This is a genomic window from Aeromonas sp. DNRA1, assembly GCF_963888745.1.
In the GTDB taxonomy this organism is placed as follows: domain Bacteria; phylum Pseudomonadota; class Gammaproteobacteria; order Enterobacterales; family Aeromonadaceae; genus Aeromonas; species Aeromonas hydrophila.
Map to the genome: position 1 here is coordinate 565,234 of NZ_CAWPKQ010000001.1, position 17,331 is coordinate 582,564.

20 protein-coding genes are annotated in these 17,331 nt (G+C 64.0%); 15 read left to right on the forward strand and 5 right to left on the reverse strand.

What is annotated here, in order from left to right; genetic code table 11:
• The first annotated feature begins 455 nt into the window (after positions 1–455).
• Positions 456–830, forward strand: a complete 375-nt coding sequence (locus tag AACQ43_RS02550; RefSeq protein ID WP_016350230.1) for a hypothetical protein — start codon at positions 456–458, stop codon at positions 828–830.
• A gap of 81 nt (positions 831–911) precedes the next feature.
• Positions 912–1,190, forward strand: coding sequence for a peptidylprolyl isomerase (locus tag AACQ43_RS02555; protein ID WP_011705448.1), 279 nt, complete (start codon positions 912–914; stop codon positions 1,188–1,190).
• Between the two features lie 14 nt (positions 1,191–1,204).
• On the opposite strand, the gene AACQ43_RS02560 is transcribed toward AACQ43_RS02555, so the two are convergent.
• The gene (locus AACQ43_RS02560) at positions 1,205–1,765 is read right to left on the reverse strand and encodes a peptide-methionine (S)-S-oxide reductase (RefSeq protein WP_029303450.1); all 561 of its coding nucleotides are present in this window, start codon (positions 1,763–1,765) and stop codon (positions 1,205–1,207) included.
• A gap of 51 nt (positions 1,766–1,816) precedes the next feature.
• Between AACQ43_RS02560 and AACQ43_RS02565 the strand changes: the two genes are divergently transcribed.
• The 8 genes from AACQ43_RS02565 (at position 1,817) to mltB (ending at position 10,596) form a co-directional block, all read left to right on the forward strand.
• Positions 1,817–2,491, forward strand: a complete 675-nt coding sequence (locus AACQ43_RS02565; RefSeq protein WP_168965754.1) for a DUF1499 domain-containing protein — start codon at positions 1,817–1,819, stop codon at positions 2,489–2,491.
• A gap of 11 nt (positions 2,492–2,502) precedes the next feature.
• A complete protein-coding gene (locus AACQ43_RS02570; protein ID WP_168965756.1) occupies positions 2,503–3,084 on the forward strand; it encodes a carboxymuconolactone decarboxylase family protein in 582 nt (193 codons plus the stop codon).
• Positions 3,084–5,237, forward strand: coding sequence for an FAD-dependent oxidoreductase (locus AACQ43_RS02575; protein WP_168965758.1), 2,154 nt, complete (start codon positions 3,084–3,086; stop codon positions 5,235–5,237). Before AACQ43_RS02570 ends, AACQ43_RS02575 begins: the two co-directional genes overlap by 1 nt.
• A gap of 20 nt (positions 5,238–5,257) precedes the next feature.
• Positions 5,258–6,442 carry an ABC transporter substrate-binding protein gene (locus AACQ43_RS02580; protein WP_168965761.1) on the forward strand — a complete coding sequence of 395 codons (1,185 nt, stop codon included), beginning with the start codon at positions 5,258–5,260 and terminating at the stop codon, positions 6,440–6,442.
• Entirely contained in the window at positions 6,442–8,118 is a 1,677-nt protein-coding gene (locus AACQ43_RS02585) for an ABC transporter permease (RefSeq protein WP_168965763.1), read from the forward strand. Before AACQ43_RS02580 ends, AACQ43_RS02585 begins: the two co-directional genes overlap by 1 nt.
• Positions 8,119–8,141: 23 nt before the next feature.
• Positions 8,142–8,780: an ATP-binding cassette domain-containing protein gene (locus AACQ43_RS02590; protein WP_168965767.1), complete on the forward strand. Its 639-nt coding sequence runs from the start codon at positions 8,142–8,144 to the stop codon at positions 8,778–8,780.
• Positions 8,781–8,794: 14 nt separating this feature from the next.
• Positions 8,795–9,397 (forward strand): CDP-alcohol phosphatidyltransferase family protein, encoded by a 603-nt coding sequence (locus AACQ43_RS02595; protein ID WP_168965769.1) that lies wholly within the window; start codon positions 8,795–8,797, stop codon positions 9,395–9,397.
• A 95-nt stretch (positions 9,398–9,492) separates the two neighbouring features.
• Positions 9,493–10,596 carry a lytic murein transglycosylase B gene (gene mltB / locus AACQ43_RS02600; protein ID WP_011705439.1) on the forward strand — a complete coding sequence of 368 codons (1,104 nt, stop codon included), beginning with the start codon at positions 9,493–9,495 and terminating at the stop codon, positions 10,594–10,596.
• A 44-nt stretch (positions 10,597–10,640) separates the two neighbouring features.
• On the opposite strand, the gene AACQ43_RS02605 is transcribed toward mltB, so the two are convergent.
• Positions 10,641–11,123, reverse strand: a complete 483-nt coding sequence (locus AACQ43_RS02605; RefSeq protein ID WP_042066627.1) for a MarR family winged helix-turn-helix transcriptional regulator — start codon at positions 11,121–11,123, stop codon at positions 10,641–10,643.
• Between the two features lie 96 nt (positions 11,124–11,219).
• Between AACQ43_RS02605 and AACQ43_RS02610 the strand changes: the two genes are divergently transcribed.
• On the forward strand, positions 11,220–12,101 hold the full coding sequence (locus AACQ43_RS02610; RefSeq protein ID WP_168965771.1) for a DMT family transporter: 882 nt from the start codon (positions 11,220–11,222) through the stop codon (positions 12,099–12,101).
• Positions 12,102–12,185: 84 nt separating this feature from the next.
• Here the strand turns inward: AACQ43_RS02610 and pgm are convergent, their stop codons facing one another.
• A complete protein-coding gene (gene pgm / locus AACQ43_RS02615; protein ID WP_168965773.1) occupies positions 12,186–13,835 on the reverse strand; it encodes a phosphoglucomutase (alpha-D-glucose-1,6-bisphosphate-dependent) in 1,650 nt (549 codons plus the stop codon).
• Between the two features lie 57 nt (positions 13,836–13,892).
• Entirely contained in the window at positions 13,893–14,402 is a 510-nt protein-coding gene (seqA, locus tag AACQ43_RS02620; protein WP_077095586.1) for a replication initiation negative regulator SeqA, read from the reverse strand.
• A 292-nt stretch (positions 14,403–14,694) separates the two neighbouring features.
• Here seqA and AACQ43_RS02625 point away from each other — a divergent pair, with 292 nt between their 5' ends.
• The 4 genes from AACQ43_RS02625 to fldA are packed head-to-tail and all read left to right on the forward strand — an operon-like array spanning position 14,695 to position 16,617.
• The gene (locus tag AACQ43_RS02625) at positions 14,695–15,459 is read left to right on the forward strand and encodes an alpha/beta fold hydrolase (protein WP_168966476.1); all 765 of its coding nucleotides are present in this window, start codon (positions 14,695–14,697) and stop codon (positions 15,457–15,459) included.
• Between the two features lie 55 nt (positions 15,460–15,514).
• Positions 15,515–15,736 carry a DUF2788 domain-containing protein gene (locus tag AACQ43_RS02630; RefSeq protein ID WP_011705431.1) on the forward strand — a complete coding sequence of 74 codons (222 nt, stop codon included), beginning with the start codon at positions 15,515–15,517 and terminating at the stop codon, positions 15,734–15,736.
• A 20-nt stretch (positions 15,737–15,756) separates the two neighbouring features.
• Positions 15,757–16,053: a LexA regulated protein gene (ybfE, locus tag AACQ43_RS02635; RefSeq protein WP_011705430.1), complete on the forward strand. Its 297-nt coding sequence runs from the start codon at positions 15,757–15,759 to the stop codon at positions 16,051–16,053.
• Positions 16,054–16,092: 39 nt separating this feature from the next.
• Complete coding sequence (gene fldA / locus AACQ43_RS02640; RefSeq protein WP_011705429.1) at positions 16,093–16,617, forward strand: flavodoxin FldA; 525 nt, start codon at positions 16,093–16,095, stop codon at positions 16,615–16,617.
• A 60-nt stretch (positions 16,618–16,677) separates the two neighbouring features.
• Here the strand turns inward: fldA and AACQ43_RS02645 are convergent, their stop codons facing one another.
• A complete protein-coding gene (locus tag AACQ43_RS02645; protein ID WP_016350215.1) occupies positions 16,678–17,160 on the reverse strand; it encodes a DUF4442 domain-containing protein in 483 nt (160 codons plus the stop codon).
• Between the last annotated feature and the right edge of the window lie 171 nt (positions 17,161–17,331).

Here is a 17,331-nt window from a genome sequence, read left to right on the forward strand (position 1 = left end):
AACACCGAATTTCGCCATATTATTGAAGCCTTTGCCCACACAGGCCGCGCATTTTTCACACTTTCCCCCGCTGACTTATGCCACTGCGGGCCAAAAAGGGCAATCCATGACCAGCACGACCATGCCAGATGGTCCCTGCCGGCCCATCCGGCCCGGTATCGCGCCACCCCTTGTTTGTCGATGGCCGCGACATCAACTGTCGGCAACTGCTCAAGATAACGGCAATCGCCCCTCTCGCCGGGCCCGCCAGCTGCATCCTGGCTGCCATTGGGCCGCCCGCCTTGCACCAAGCCAGCAGAGGTAGTGCATTTTATCTTGCAGGATCAAGCAGTTGCCATCACGCAATCAAAGCCTCGTTCAACCCAATCGATTTATCCCGCTGCCCCCCCTGCTCACTTCTCGTCCACACTGGGCTTATTGCACCAAGGCTCGCATCCCACCAGAGGAGACACCGTATGCACGCACGCAGCGAACAGATGGCGGACTACATCGCCGACCGACTCGAATTCATCACCTTTCTCGCCTGTTGCAGCGCCCTGCTGGCCCTGCTGACCGGCATGAACGGCCAGCAGGCGCTCGCCTTCACCGCGCTGAATCTGCCGTTCGGGCTCGCCATCCTGCTGGGCATGGCCATGCTGGCACCGCTGCCGACCCACTGGCGCCTGCCGGGCATCACCTTGTTGCTGGCGGGCAGCGCCCTGGCGACCCTGCAACTGGGGGGCAACTGGCTCAATCCGCTGGCCATCTGGAGCCTGCACGCCCTGCTCGGGCTGGAGATCCTCTGGCAGGCACGGCCCAAAACCCGGCTTGCTGCCCGTGTCCGCAGCTGAATTTGCCATGACGGCTGACGCGCGGCAGGAATTGGAGTACTCTTTGCGCCCCCGATTTGCCCACCGCCGAGGAGCGTCCCGATGAGAAAAGCCTGTGCCCAGCACATCCTGGTCAAGACCGAGAAAGAGTGTCTGGAGATCAAGGAGAAGATTGCCAAGGGAGCCGACTTCGGCCAGATGGCCAAGCGCTTCTCCACCTGCGCCTCCAGCAAGCGCTTCGGCGATCTGGGGGAGTTTTCGAAGGGCGACATGGTCAAGGCGTTTGACGATGCCGTGTTCAAGGGCGAGCTGCTGACCGTGCTCGGCCCGGTGCGCACCAAGTTTGGCTTCCACCTCATCAAGGTGCTCTACCGCAACTGAGTTCAGGGCCCGGTTCAGGGTTCTGGGTTCAACTCCACCGGCCAGCCGCCGCAGCGGCGGGCATAGAAGCCGAAACGCCAGGGGTGGCGCGCCGCCCAGTCCTCCATCTCCGGCGCCGGGGTGAACCGGCTCTGCGGCCAGAGCGCAACTCGGCTCGGCCGCCCGTGCAGCGCCTGCCAGCGCGTCAGGCTCACCTGGGCCAAGCGCCACTGATAGTCATCTTTAGGCAGCAGGGCCGGCGCAAATGCCAGCCCCCGGTTGCAATACTGGCCGTCGCCATCGCGTCCATCCACCAGTTGCCAGAACACGTTGAGCAGATCGCCGTACCCCACTTTGACCGGGTCATAGTCGATGCGCACCGCCTGGCGTCGCGGCGGCACTTCCCGCCAGCTCGACCCCGTCGCCGCCAGCTGGCTGACGTAGCCCGGCTCCACCCGGCTGACCCCGGGCAGGGTCTCGTAGACGGCCTCGGCGCGCCACATGTCCCCCGCCGCCAGCACGGCGCTGTCCGCCCACAACGGAACACTTGGGAAAAGCAGCAGGATTGAGATAAATTTACTAACGTTATCAGTCAATTAAGTTTATCCTTCTGGGCACTTCTTCATCATAACCAGGGGATCACCGTTATGCCCAGTTATTTGTGGTGGCCACTGCTGGCCTGGTTGCTGCCGCTCGCCGGCGCCCTCGGCAGCCGTGTTCACCTCTGGCCCTGGTGGCTGGGATTCGCCCTCTGCCTGCTCGGGGCCCTCGTCTCCCTCGTCTTGCTGGCTCGCCTGCCCTGGTGCCGCAACCGCTGCGCCAATGGCTGGGGCGCCGCGCCACTGCTGTTGCCCCTCGCCTTCGTGGTGCAGGCGCTGCGCACTCCGCTGGTCAACGATGTGAGCACGGATCCCAACAACCCGCCCCAGCTGCACTGGGCCAGCGAACTCAGAACGGCGCAGGATCTGCCGATTAATCCGGCCCCCTTGAAAGCAATTGACGGCAAGCCCGGTCCTCTCTTTACCAGCGCCTCCCCGGTCGAGGTGATCACCGAGGCCCACGCCCTGATGGAGCAGCTCGGCTGGCAGGTGCGGCCAAGCCCGGATGGCCTCGAGGCGGTGGTCACCACCGGCTGGTTCGGTTTTCAGGATGACGTGGCGCTGCGGGTCTTTGCCGGCCCCAAGGAGACCCGCATCGACATGCGCTCCGCCTCCCGTCAGGGACAAAGTGACTTGGGCATCAACCGGGCCCGCATAGAGGAGTTTCTGATCCGCCTCAACGAGCGGCTGGGTCAGGCCTACAAACCCAACTTGAAGCAATAAGAAGGTCATCCATGCGCGTCGAGGTCAAGCCCGATCGGGAATATGCCTGGTTCATCCGCCCCTTTTTCTGGCTGCAACAGCGCAACTACGGCCAGGTGCTAATTCCGGGCAAGTGCTGGGGCCGCTCGCCGCGCCTGTTTGCCGCCGTCGCCACCCTCTATGGCGTTATCAACCGCAAGCGCTCCCCCATCGACCCCGTGCTGCGCTCCCTGGTGACGGTGCGGGTCTCCCAGCTCAACTGGTGCCGCTTTTGCGTCGACATCAACGCCATGACCCTCATCAAGCGGGCGGGCTCCAGCGAGAAGGTGGAGGCACTCGCCAACTGGCGCGAAAGCCCCTTGTTCGATGAGAGGGAGAAAGCGGTGCTCGACTACACAGAAGCGATGACCGGGCTGGATGGGGTCAGCGATGAGCAGGCCGCCCGCCTCAAGCCCTGGTTCGACGACGACGCCATGGTGGAGCTCACCGGCCTCATCGCCTTCCAGAACATGTCGGCCAAGTTCAACGCCGCCCTCGATATCGCCCCGCAGGGCTTCTGCCAACTGCCGGTGCAGCCCGAACGGCCAGCCCAGCCAGATAGCAAGGACGCCTGATGAGAGGCTCCCGCCTGCTGCTGGTGCTGGTAATGGGCTGCCTCATCGGCGCCTTTTTCGCCTTCGACCTTGGCCACTACCTGAGCCTGCCCCAGCTGCAGGCCCGTCAGGCCGAGCTGGCCGCTCTGGTCGATCGCCATTTCGTCAGCGCCGCCCTGCTGTTCGTCGCCGTCTACGTGGTGAGCACAGCCCTCTCCCTGCCCGGTGCCAGCCTGCTCACCCTTGCCGGCAGCGCCGTGTTCGGCGTCGCCTGGGGGCTGCTGCTGGTCTCCTTTGCCAGCAGCATTGGCGCGACCCTGGCCTTTCTCAGTGCCCGCTTTCTGCTGCGCGACTGGGTCGAGCGGCGCTTTGGCGACAAACTGGCCAGCTTGCAGGCCGGCATGAAGAAGGAAGGGGCGCTTTATCTGCTGAGCCTGCGCCTCATCCCCATCTTCCCCTTCTTTCTGGTCAACCTGCTGATGGGGCTCACTCCCATCAGAGTCAGCACCTACTACTGGGTGAGCCAGCTTGGCATGCTGCCCGGCACCTTCGTCTACGTGCTGGCGGGCAGCGAGCTCGCCAACCTCACCAGCACCGGCAATATCCTCTCCCCCGGCCTGATGGTGGCGCTGACCCTGCTCGGGCTGATGCCGATGCTGCTCAAGGGCCTGCAGCGGCGCCTCGCCCTGCATCGGCTGCACGCCCCCTACCGCAAGCCAAAACACTATGACTACAACCTGCTGGTGATTGGCGCCGGGGCCGGCGGCCTCGTGACCAGCTATATCGCCGCGGCGGTGAAGGCCAAGGTGGCGCTCATCGAGAAGCACAAGATGGGGGGCGATTGCCTCAACAGCGGCTGCGTCCCCTCCAAGGCGCTGATCCGAAGCGCCCGCTTTGCCGCCGAGCAGCGCCGGGCCAGTGAACTGGGCTTTGCCCCAAGCCAGGCCAGCGCCGATTTCGCCGCCGTGATGGAGCGGGTCGTCCGCGTCATCAAAGAGGTCGAACCCCACGACTCGGTAGCACGCTATCAGGGGCTGGGGGTGGAGTGCATCCAAGGGGAGGCAAGGCTGGTCTCCCCCTGGGAGGTGGAGGTGAACGGTCAGCGCCTTGCCAGCCGCCATATCGTGCTCGCCACCGGCGCCCGGCCGCTGGTGCCCACGCTGCCGGGCCTTGAGCAGGTGCCTTGGCTCACCTCCGACACCCTCTGGCAACTGCGCACCGCGCCGCGCCAGCTGCTGGTGCTGGGCGGCGGCCCCATCGGCTGCGAGCTGGCCCAGAGTTTCGCCCTGCTCGGGGTGCCAGTTACCTTGGTGGAGCTCTCGGATCAACTGCTGCCCCGCGAAGAGCGAGAGGTGGCCGAGCTGCTGGCGGAACAGCTGGCCCGCGATGGCGTGCGGGTGCTCACCGGCTGGCGCGCCGAGCGAGCCGACTATCTGCCTGCGGCTGCGGGGGATCTCCCCATCCAGCTGCAACTGCGCCGGGGCGACGAGACGCAAATAGTTGAAGGCGATCAGCTGCTGCTGGCGCTGGGCCGGGTCGCCAACGTCAGCGGCTTCGGGCTCGAAGCGCTGGGAGTGGAGCTGACGCCACGCGGCACGGTGGCGGTCGATGGTTTCCTCGCCACCAACTTCCCCAGCATTCTGGCGGTGGGGGACGTCGCGGGCCCTTACCAGCTCACCCATGCCGCCGCCCATCAGGGCTGGTATGCCGCAATCAATGCCCTGTTCAGCCCGTTCAAGCGCTTTCGGGCCGACTATCGGGTCATGCCGGCGGCCATCTACACCACCCCCGAAATCGCCCGGGTCGGCCTCAATCAGAAAGAGGCCAGGGCGCAGGGCATCCCCTTCGAGCTGACCCGCTTCGAGCTGGCCGAGCTGGACAGAGCCATCGCCGACGGCGAGCGTCAGGGCTTTATCGAGGTGCTCACCGTACCCGGCAAGGATCAGATCCTGGGTGCCACCCTGGTGGGCACTCACGCCGGCGAGCGGATCGCCGAGTTCGTGCTCGCCATGCGCCACCGACTGGGGCTTGGCAAGATCCTCGCCACCATCCACTCCTACCCCACCCTGATGGAGGGGAACAAGTATCTGGCGGGCGAGTGGCGACGGGCCCGTCAGCCCGCCACCCTGCTGGCGCTGCTGACCCGTTATCACCGCTGGCGCCGCGGCGCCTGACCCAACTCCAGGTAACCCAGATGCGACACTCATTGCCCTTATTCAAACAGCTGTTGCGCGCCCTGCCCCTGCTGGCAGGCAGCCTCCTCTTCACCCAGGCCAACGCCGCCGACAGCCCGCAGTGGCAGCAGACCCTCGAGGAGGCCAAGGGGCAGACCGTCTACTTCAACGCCTGGGGCGGCAGCCCGGAGATCAACGCCTATCTGGTGTGGGCCGGCCAGGAGCTGGCGCGCGAATACCAGGTCAAACTGGTGCAGGTGAAGGTGGACGACATCGCCCAGAGCGTCAGCCAACTGCTGGCCAACAAGCAGGCGGGCAAGCGCAGTGGCGGCCCCATCGACCTGCTCTGGGTCAACGGCGAGAACTTCAAGGCGCTCAAGGAGCAGGGGCTGCTCGGCGCCCCCTTTACCCGGGAGCTGCCCAACATGGCGCTGGTCGATGGCAGCCTGCCGGTGAGTGAGGACTTCACCGTGCCGGTGGAGGGGCTGGAAGCCCCCTGGGGTATCGGCCAGCTCAACCTGATGGTCAACGGCGAAGAGGTCAAACAGCTGCCCACCTCGGCGGCGGCCCTGCTTGCCTGGACCAAAGCCCACCCCGGCCGCTTCACCTACCCCAAACCGCCCCAGTTTCACGGCTCCAGCTTCCTCAAGCAGATCTTGCTGGAGCTGACGCCGGACCCCGCCCCTCTCTATCGGGAGGCGACCGATGCGGAATTCATCCGGGTCACAGCCCCACTCTGGGCCTGGCTCGATGAGCTGCACCCGGCACTCTGGCGCAAGGGCAAGCTGTTTCCGGCCAGCGCCGCCGAAACCCGCCAGCTGCTCGATGATGGCGAGCTGGCGATGGCCATCAGCTTCAACCCGCAGGAGGCGCAGAGCGCCGCCCAGATTGGTGCCCTGCCCCCCAGCGTCGAGGCGGTCGCCATGGCAAAGGGGTCGCTCACCAACAGCCACTTCCTCGCCATCCCCTTCAACGCCAACGCCCGCGCGGGGGCCAAGGTAGTCGCCAACTTCCTGCTAAGCCCTGCCGCTCAGGCGCGCAAGGCCGACCCGGCGTACTGGGGTGATCCCAGCGTGCTGCGCAGCGATGCCCTGCCGGCCCCCGCCAAGGGACAACCGGCTCTGCGCTTCAAGGCCGTGGCAGAGCCCCACCCCAGCTGGCAGCTCAGGCTCGAAGCCGCCTGGGCCGAGCGCTACGGCCACTGATGAGCCGGTTTGGCTACGCTCCCCTCGGTTGGCGCCCCCTGTTCACCGCAGGGTGTGCTCTGGTTTTTGGCCTTCCATTGCTGGCGGGGGGGTGGCTGCTGCTGGCTGAGGGGCTGACCCGACCCCATCTGCAATTGCTGCTGGCCCAACCGGGCCTGTGGCACTCGGCGCTGCTGAGTCTGTGGATTGGCGCTGCCTCGACCCTGACCAGCCTGCTGCTGACCGCCCTGCTGCTGGCCCACAGTGACAGCCGGGCCTTCGGCTGGCTGCGTCGGTTGCTCTCGCCCTTGCTGGCGCTGCCCCATGTCGCATTTGCCATCGGCTTTGCCTTTCTGCTCGCCCCCTCCGGCTGGTTGCTGCGCCTGCTCTCGCCGACCCTCACCGGATTTGAACTGCCTCCCGACTGGCAGACCCTGCGCGATCCCGCCGGGCTTGGGCTCATTCTCGCCTTGACCCTCAAGGAGACCCCCTTCCTGCTGCTGATGGCACTCGGTGCGCAAGACCCCGCCAGGGTGGCACGCCAGCAGTGGCTGGGGGCGAGTCTGGGTTTCAGTGCCCCACAGATCTGGTGGCGCCTGCTGCTGCCTGCGCTCTGGCCTGCCTTGCGCCTGCCCCTCTACGCGGTGGCCGCCTACGGGGTAGCCGTAGTGGATCTGGCCCAGTTGCTCGGGCCCGATGCCCCCGCCCCGCTGGCCGTTCGCCTGTGGCTCTGGTATCAGGACCCGGATATTCTCTGGCGCGGTGCCACTGCCAGCGGCGCTCTGCTGCTGCTCGCCATCACGGCTCTGCTGCTGGCCCTGTTGCGGTTGCTGGAGCTGGCTCATCGAGCTCTTGGCAAACCCGGCTGGCTCGATGGCAGACGCTCAAAACCAAGCGCTCTTGGCCACACCCTTGCCACCGGCAGCGTGGCGGCCCTGATCGCCATCAATCTGGCGGTGCTGGGGGCGTTGCTGCTCTGGTCGCTGGCCCGGCGCTGGCCCTTTCCCGCCCTCTGGCCGAGCCAGTGGAGCGGCCGTTATTGGTTCGACCTGTTGCCGACCCTGTCGCCGCTGCTGGCCAGCAGCATACTGCTGGCGCTGGCAAGCGGGGCGATAGGGCTGGCGATGGCGGTGCTGAGTCTGGAGGCACAGGCGGGCCGTCGCCCCTGGCCGCTCTGGCTCATCTGCCTGCCGCTGCTGCTGCCGCAGGCCAGCCTACTGTTCGGCATCCGTCTCGGGGTGGACTGGTTCAGTCTCGGATGGGGGGGCGATGGCATTGGCTGGAGCTGGGTGCTCTGGAGCCAACTGCTGTTTGTCTCTCCCTATGTCTATCTCTGCCTGCACGGCCCCTATCGCCTGTTTGACCCGCGGATCACCCAAAGCGCCCTGCTGCTGGGGGCAACGCCGTGGCGAGCCTGGTGGCAGGTGAAAGCGCCGCTGCTGGCGCGCCCGCTGCTGTTTGCCTTTGCGGTGGGGGCTGCGGTAAGCCTCTCCCAATACCTGCCGACCCTGCTGTTTGGCGCAGGCCGGGTGGTCACCATCACCACCGAGGCGGTGGCCATCGGCAGCGGCCTCAATCGGCGGCTGGCGGGCCTCTACGGCCTGCTGCAACTGCTGCTGCCGCTCGTTATCTATCTGCTGGCGCTCAGGCTGCCAGCGCAACTCAATCCGGCGCTCAAGGGGGGCAGCTCACGATGAACTCTCATGATGGAAACAGCCATATGCTGAGCACCACGCCTCTTCGCCTCTATCTGGAGGAAAACCGGCTGCTTTCGCTGCCAACCCTGCAGGTGGCCCCCGGGGAGGTGTTGACCCTGATGGGGCCCAGCGGCTGTGGCAAGAGCTCGCTGTTGGCGGCGCTGGCGGGGGTACTGCCAGCAAGCGGCCCGATCCGGCTGGAGGGGGAAGTGACCCTTGGCGAGCGCCGTCTCACCCAGCTGCCGCCCCAGGCGCGGCGTATCGGCATGCTGTTTCAGGATGATCTGCTGTTCGATCACCTGACGGTGGCCGAGAACCTGATGTTCGGCATGCCGGCCAGCGTGAAGGGGCACCGGGCGCGGCGGGAAAAGGCGGTGGCTACGCTGGCGCAGGTGGATCTGACAAGTCAGGCAGACAAACTGCCGGGAGCGCTCTCCGGCGGCCAGAAGGCTCGCGTCAGCCTGTTGCGGGCCCTGTTGGCCGAACCCGAGGCATTGTTGTTGGACGAACCCTTCTCCCGCCTCGACAAGCCGCTGCGGGCCGCCTTTCGCGAACTGGTGTTCGCCCAGATCAAGGCGCTGGCCATCCCCGCCATTCTGGTGACCCACGACGAAGAGGACGCGCCGGGCACCATACTTCAGATCACCGAATCCCGTTTTTGACCGAGGAGTTCACCTTGTTTGACCGCCACCTGATCCCCGTTATCCGCAGCCCCCTCACCCGGCTCGCCAAACCGCTCTGCCGCGCCGGGGTCAGCGCCAACCAGATAAGCCTCACCGGCTTTGCCATCGGCATGCTGGCGCTGCCGCTGCTGGCCTTTGGCTGCTATCAGTGGGCGCTCGCGGCGATCCTATTCAACCGGCTGCTGGACGGGCTCGACGGCGCCGTGGCGCGGGAAACCGGCATCACCGACTGCGGCGGCTTTCTCGACATCACACTCGACTTCATCTTCTACGCCGCCGTGGTGCTGGGCTTTGCCCTCGCCGCCCCCGCCAATGCGCTGCCCGCCGCCACCCTGCTGTTTGCCTTCATGGGCACCGGCTCGAGCTTTCTGGCGTTTGCCATCATGGCGGGCAAGCGGGGCATCGACAATCCGGTCTACCACCACAAGTCTCTCTACTATCTGGGCGGTCTCACCGAGGGGAGCGAGACCATCGCCCTGTTCGTGCTGATGTGCCTGTGGCCCGCAGCCTTCGCCCCGCTCGCCTACGGCTTTGCCCTGCTCTGCGCCATCACCACCCTGACCCGGCTCTGGAGCGGTTACCACACCCTGCGTTGAGGCGGGACGGCGTAAGGGGCCCGCTACGGAACACTTGCGCATGGACGACAATGTTTTACCATGGCGACACTCTTTTTCAGGCTCATGAGAACCTTATGCGTCGCCTTGTCTCCGTGCTCACCCTCTCCCTGTTTCCCATGCTCTATGGCTGCAGCAGCACGCCGGCTGCCAAGCCCGTGGTCAAGCCCCAGCCCAACAGCGCCTTCATCAACCAGACGCCGCCGAGCAAACCCTTCTACGGGCAGGTGAGCCAGCCGGGTGTCAGCAAGGGAGACTTCGCCAATCGCGCCAACGTGGACAACTTCGTGCAGCGGATGGTGCAAAAGCACGGTTTCGACGGCGCCGAGCTGCACCGGGTGCTGGCCCAGGCCGAGCGCTATGACTGGATTATCCGCCTGATGGATGCCCAGGCCCCCACCACCACGCCGCCCACCGGCCCGACCGGCGCCTGGAATCGCTACCGCGCCAAGTTCATCACCCCGGACAACGTACAGAACGGCGTCAGCTTCTGGCGTGAGTACGAGAACGAGCTCAACCGTGCCCAGCAGGTGTATGGGGTGCCGCCGGAGATCATCGTCGGCATCATAGGTGTGGAGACCCGCTGGGGCCGGGTGATGGGCAAGACCCGCATCCTGGATGCGCTGGCGACCCTGGCGTTCGACTACCCGCGCCGGGCCGAGTTCTTCACCAGCGAGCTGGAATCCTTCCTGGTGATGACCCGCGACGAGGGGATGGATCCCACCGAACCCAAGGGCTCCTACGCCGGCGCCATGGGTTACGGCCAGTTCATGCCCTCCAGCTTCCAGCGCTACGCGGTGGACTTCAACGGCAACGGCCACACCAACCTGTGGGATCCGGTGGATGCCATCGGCAGCGTCGCCAACTACTTCAAGGCTCATGGCTGGGAGAAGGGGCAACCGGTGGCGGTGCGCGGTCAGGGCCAGCTGCCCGGCTATGAGCACGGCTTCCAGACCCGCTACCCGGTCGCTTCCCTGCGCCGCGCAGGGCTGACCCCCACCAGCACCCTTGGCAACCACAGCGAGGCGAGCCTGCTGCGCCTGGATGTGGGCACCGGCTATCAGTACTGGTACGGCCTGCCCAACTTCTACACCATCACCCGCTACAACCACAGCACCCACTACGCCATGGCGGTGTGGCAGCTGGGGCTAGCGGTCAAGGATGCCCGCGGCGGTTACTGATCCAAAACTTGGCAACACCAAAAACGGGCCCGCGGGCCCGTTTTTTATTCGTTTTCCAGCAGCCAGCGTTTGAGCAGGGCGGCCAGCTGCTCCTGCTCGGCCGGGGTCAATGGGGCCAGCAGGCGCCGCTCGTTGGCCACGTGCCGCTCCACCGCCCGGTCAACCATTTCGCGGCCCGCGTCGGTCAGACAGACCAGCAGGCTACGTCGATCGCTCGGGGCCGCCTGGCGTTCGACCAAGCCCCGCTCTGCCAGTTTGTCGAGGCGGGCGGTCATGGCCCCCGAGCTCAACATGGCGGATTGATAGAGCACGGTCGGGGTGAGCGGTTCGCCGGCCCGGCGCAGGGTCGCCAGAATGTCGAAGTCGCTGCCGAGCAGGCCGCACTCCTTGAGCTCCTCGCTCACCTCCCGTCCGGCGATCGCCGCCATCCGCGCCACCCGCCCCAGCACGCCCATGGGAGAGCAGTCGAGATCCGGTCGCTGCCGGGCCCATTGGGCCAGCAGCAGGTCTACATGATCTGATTCCATCTTCGGCCACTTATCTTTTTATCGAGATACTTGATGGTAAACCAATTTGAGGCTAATTTATCTTCACTTAAAGATACTTTATAAAGAGACAAATTGATGCCCATGCTGATCGCCCTGCTGGCCCCCCTGCTCTGGGGCAGCACCTATGCCGTCGTCAGCCTCTATCTGACCGACTACTCCCCCTACTGGGTGGCGGTGTGGCGGGCATTGCCGGCCGGATTGCTCCTGTTGCTGGTACGCCCGCGTCTGCCGCCCCTGCCTTGGGGCAAGCAGTGCCTGCTGGCGTTTTGCAACATCGCTGCGTTTTTTGCTCTGCTGTTCGTGGCCGCCTTCCGGCTGCCCGGGGCCGTGGCGGGCACCCTGGGTGCCACCCTGCCGCTGGTCCTGATGTTGCTGGCCTGGTTGCAAGATGGCGTCAGGCCGTCCCTGAAATGGCTGCTGCTGGGCCTGATGGGGCTGGGCGGAGTCTTGTTGCTGCTCAACCCTTCCGCCAATCTGGACCCTGTCGGCGTCACCTGCGCCCTGCTAGCCACCCTGCTCATCGGCCAGTCCAGCCGCTGGATGCAGCGCTGGCCGGTCAGCGATCTGCTGGCGCTGACCGCCTGGCAACTGCTGCTAGGCGGCCTGATGCTGATCCCGCTCGCCTGGTGGCTGGCCGGTCCCATGCCGTTGCCTCAGCCGGCAAGCGTTCCCGGCCTGCTCTGGCTGATCCTGCTCAACACGGCGCTGGCCTACTGGGCCTGGCTGTGGGGGCTCAAGCGCCACGGCCCGGAGGTGATGGGCATGCTGGCCCTCACCAACCCCATGGTGGCGGTCTCCTGCGGCGTGCTGATGGTGGGGGAAACGCTGGATGCTCGCCAATGGCTCGGCATCGGGGTGATCCTGCTCTCTCTGTTCCTGATGAAGCTGCCGGCCCGCCCCTTCTTCAAGCGCTGGCAGGCCCGCCGGGCAAGCACCGACCAATGCAGCAAGCCGTGAGCACAAACCATCCAGCTCAAGCGAAATAAAAAAGAGGAGCCATCAAGGCTCCTCTTTCACATTCCGCGGGTGCTTGAGTCGAACTCAGACCCCGGCTTTGGCCAGGGCGGCGGAGACGATCTGCTGGGCTTCCTGCTGAATGAGGTCCAGGTGCGCCTCGCCCTTGAAGCTCTCCATGTAGATCTTGTAGATGGACTCGGTGCCGGAGGGGCGCGCCGCGAACCAGCCGTTCTCGGTCACCACCTTGAGGCCGCCGATGGCGGCATCGTTGCCCGGTGCCTTGGTCAGCTTGGCGACGATGGGCTCGCCGGCCAGGGTAGAGGCTTCCACCAGCGCCGGATCCAGCTTGGAGAGCACCGCTTTCTGGGCGCTGTTGGCCGGGGCATCGATGCGACGATAGCTGGAACGACCAAACTTGGCTTCCAGTGCATCGTAGTGGGCCTGCGGATCCTTGCCGGTCACCGCCAGAATTTCCGCTGCCAGCAGCGCCAGGATGAAGCCATCCTTGTCGGTGGTCCAGACGGTGCCGTCTTTGCGCAGGAAGGAGGCGCCCGCGCTCTCCTCGCCGCCAAAGCCGAACTCGCCGCTGTAGAGGCCATCCACAAACCACTTGAAGCCGACCGGCACCTCTTTGAGGGTGCGGCCAATCTCGCCGGCAACCCGGTCGATCATGGAAGAGGAGACCAACGTCTTGCCGACCGCAGCCTCTTTGGACCAGCCGGTACGATGGGTAAACAGATACTGGATCGCCACCGCCAGATAGTGGTTCGGGTTCATCAGGCCCGACTTGGTGACGATGCCGTGACGGTCGTAGTCAGGGTCGTTGCCAAGGGCGATGTCGAACTTGTCCTTGAGGGCAATCAGGCTGGCCATGGCAAACGGGCTGGAGCAGTCCATCCGGATCTTGCCGTCTTTATCCAGGGTCATGAAGGAGAAGGTCGGGTCGACCTTGTAGTTCACCACCTCGATGTTCAGACCATAGGTCTTGGCGATGACGTCCCAGTAGGCAACGCCGGAGCCGCCCAGCGGATCGACACCGATCTTGATGCCGGCCTGCTTGATGGCCTCCATGTCCAGCACGTTCTTCAGGTCATCCACATAGGGAGTGACATAATCGTGCAGGGCCACGAACGGGCTCTTGAGGGCCTCGGCGAACGGCATCCGCTTCACGCCGGCAAGGTTCGCCTCAAGGATGGCGTTGGCACGATCTTCCACCCACTTGGTAATCTCCCCTTCGGCGGGACCGCCGTGGGGCGGGTTGTATTTGAAGCCACCGTCTTCCGGCGGGTTGTGGGACGGGGTGATCACCACGCCGTCCGCCAGGGCCGCCGGTTTGCCCGCGTTGTGGCGCAGGATGGCGTGGGAGATGACCGGGGTCGGGGTGAAGCCAAGACCGGCCTGAATGCGGGTCTCGACGCCGTTGGCCGCCAGCACTTCCACCGCGCTGGCAAAGGCGGATTCAGACAGGGCGTGGGTATCCATGCCGACAAACAGCGGGCCCGTGATGCCGGCCTGCTGGCGATACTCCACCAGCGCCTGGGTCACCGCCAGGATGTGGGATTCGGTGAAGGCGTTGTGCAGGGCGCTGCCGCGGTGACCGGAGGTGCCGAAGGCAACCCGCTGCTCGGGGCGGCTCATGTCGGGCTTGTTGAGGTAGTAGGCGCTGACCAGACGGGGGATGTTGGTCAGGTCGCTCAAACGGGCCGGCTGACCGGCGTGGGAATGCTGTGCCATGGCGTTGTCCTTGCTTGATGGCGGCCTTGCCCGGCAAGGCCTGAGTCTGATGAAGCGTTAAATTGCGCCGCACACCCGGGCGATCACCTCATCGCCATACCCCATGCTGGTCATCAGCTGGGCCACCATGTTCTGCTTGCGGCTGGTGTTGGTATTGGTGATCACCCAGAACGGGGTTTGTGGCACCGGCTTGGGCTTGGTGGTGCTGCCGCTGGCGCGCAGAGCATCGGGATCCCGCGAGAAATAGACGCGCTTGCGCCCCTTGATTTCGGTGGCCTGGGTAAACCCGACCGGGTCATCCCGGTAGAGGGTACTGAGCACCTGCATGAAGCGGTTGATGGACTTCTCTTCTTTTTGCAGCTCGCCGGAGTCGAGCAGCGCCTCCAGCCCCATGGCATCGGCCACGGCGTGCGGCTGGGCCGTCGTCACCGGCTCGGCAACCGGCGCAGCCTGGTTGGCGGGCTGTTCCAGCAGGCGGCGCAGGATATCGGAGGCACTCTCGCCGATGTGCCGGGTCTGGCTGGCGATATAGAAGTAGAGATCGTCATCAAGCTCGATGGTTTTCATAGGGATGCGCTGGACTCGTCGAAATTCGGATGCGGCGATTATACATAGGCAAACCCGGCAGCCCAAGCAAGGGGCGGACAGATGTGCATGAATCTCATCGAGAATACGGCATAATAGCGGGCCAAGTGTGTGATCCGTCGCACTGATAGCCGATCTGGCAGACTTTTTTTAGAAAAAAAACCACACTTTTTTGCTCCGCAATGAGTGAAATCCTTTTCTTTCCAGTGTGTTAAATAACAACGAGCAACACACTCACGACCGACAAGGTGTCATTTTGCAACAAAACCCATTATTGAACTTCAAGGAGCAGGGCCAGGGCCAGCCCGTCGTGCTGATCCACGGGCTGTTTGGCAGCCTCGACAACCTCGGCCTGCTGGCGCGCCCGCTGAGCGAACAATACCGGGTCATCAGCGTCGATCTGCGCAACCACGGCGCCTCCTTTCACTCCGATGAAATGAGCTACCCGGCCCAGGCCGCCGATCTGCTCGCTCTGCTGGATCGACTCGAGCTTGAGCAGGTGGCCATCGTGGGTCACTCCATGGGGGGAAAGGTGGGCATGCAGCTGGCGAAGCTCGCGCCAACACGCGTTGCCAAGCTGGTGGTAGCCGATATCGCGCCGGTCGCCTACCCCCACGCCCGCCACCAGAATGTGTTCGCCGGCCTCAACGCCACCCTCAAACTCGCTCCGCAAAGCCGCAGCGAGGCGGAAGCCATCCTGGCGCAGCACATCGAGATCGCCGGCGTGCGCCAGTTCCTGCTCAAGTCGTTTGCCAAAACCGGGCACGGCTGGGGCTGGCGTTTCAACGTCCCGGCCCTTGAGCACAACTACGCCAACATCATGGGCTGGCCCGATGCACAGAGCCGTTTCGAGGGGCCTGCACTGTTCATCAAGGGGGGGGATTCCGACTACATGCAGCCCGAGCATACCGAGACGGTGATGGCGCAATTTCCCGCCGCCAAGGCCCGGGTCATCGCCGGCACCGGTCACTGGCTGCACGCGGAAAAGCCGGTTTTGTTCAACAAACTGGTTGTGGATTTCCTGTCGACAGGCGGTTAACAGTTTCAAATCCTTTGTGATATAGTGCGCCCGTCATAAGGAGTGTGCGCAATCCATGCTAAGTGAACATATCGACCTGATTGAGAGTCTGGGCCTGAAGTTATTCTTTGTGGCCATTTTCGTATTGATTGGCCTGGCCATTCAGGACGTGCTCAAACGCGGCAACGTGCCCCGTTTCGGCCGACTCATCGTCTGGTTGGTACTCTTCCTGGGTTGTGCAGGTTTTGTCGCCAAGGGGCTGATCGAACTGGGCTGGGAAGGCTCAGGCATCGGCTAACTTATTTTCATCTGTGATGTATGGCCAAACAGCAAACTGATCGAACAACACTGGATCTGTTCGCAAATGAGAAGCGCCCCGGCAGGCCAAAGACCAACCCACTCCCCCGCGAGACCCAGCTCAAGATCAACAAGCGCAACCAGCTCAAGCGCGATCGGGAGAACGGTTTGAAGCGGGTAGAGTTAAAGGTGGAGGCCGAGTTGCTGGAACGCCTGAACCAACTTGCGTTACAACAGAACGTCAGCCGAGCCGAGCTGATCCAATCTATCCTGAAGCAACAGATTGAGTCTGCACATGCTGCAGGCATCACAATCTGACCGTTAAGCATTAACACCAGATACGGGTAACTAAACACTATGGCTAGTGTAGGTCTGTTTTTCGGCAGCGATACCGGTAATACCGAAGCTGTCGCCAAGATGATCCAGAAAGAACTGGGCAAACAACTGATTGAAGTCCGTGACATTGCCAAGAGCAGCAAGGCCGACATCGACAGCTTCGATCTGCTGATGTTCGGTATCCCGACTTGGTACTATGGCGAAGCCCAGGCCGACTGGGACGACTTCTTCCCCGAGCTGGAAGAGATCGACTTCACCAACAAGCTGGTCGCTATCTTCGGATGCGGCGATCAGGAAGACTATGCCGAGTACTTCCTCGATGCCATGGGCACCCTGCGTGACATCGTCGAAGCCAAAGGCGCCATCGTCATCGGCAACTGGCCAACCGCCGGCTACGAATTCGAAGCCTCCAAGGCACTGGTGGACGACAAGCACTTCGTGGGTCTGGGCATCGACGAAGATCGCCAGCCGGAGCTGACCGCCGAGCGCGTCAAGGGCTGGTGCAAGCAGCTGCACGAAGAGATGTGCCTGGCCGAGCTGGAGTGATCCAGGCTCGCCAGCCTCTCTGACAACAAGGGCCCCGCGGGGCCCTTGTTGTTTTCTGGCTCATGCTCTCTCGCCACTCCTGTGCTCCGGTTTGGCCCGCACATAGAGGGTGCGCTTGACCTGGGCCACCAGCTCGCCGCTCTGATCCTGCACCGTCACCTCGAACTCGGGGAAGTGCTTGTCTCCCCCGTCGGTCGCCGCCACGATGGCAGCCAGCTTGCCGTCGGTCAGGTTGAATTCGGCCACCAGCTTGCCCTTGCCTGGCTTGATGTAGTTGATGCTGCCGGCCTTGTCCCAGACGTAATAACGGTTCTTGAAATAGCCCATCAGCATCAGCGGATAGATGGGATCGGTCATCGCAAACATGCTGCCGCCAAACTGGGTACGGTTGGCGTTCTTGTTCCACCAGCGGGACTTGAGGGTGACCCGGCAGAAGCGGAAATCATCGCTCAATGTCTCTATCTTGATGCCGGCGCCCCAGAAGGGGGGCCAGGCGTTGAGGGCACGGCGCACCCAGGCCGCATTGTCAAAAAGCCAATCCATGGATCTCATCCGACCAGACAGTGAAGAAGGTTACATTTTATCAACATTCACCAAACGAGCAAGCCGTCACGAGAATCTGGCCAATTCCACCGGATGGCGCCATCTGCGCTAAAGCCCTTGAATTACTGGGTTTATTTTTAGGTGAGCTACGACCTATAATGACAGGCCAAG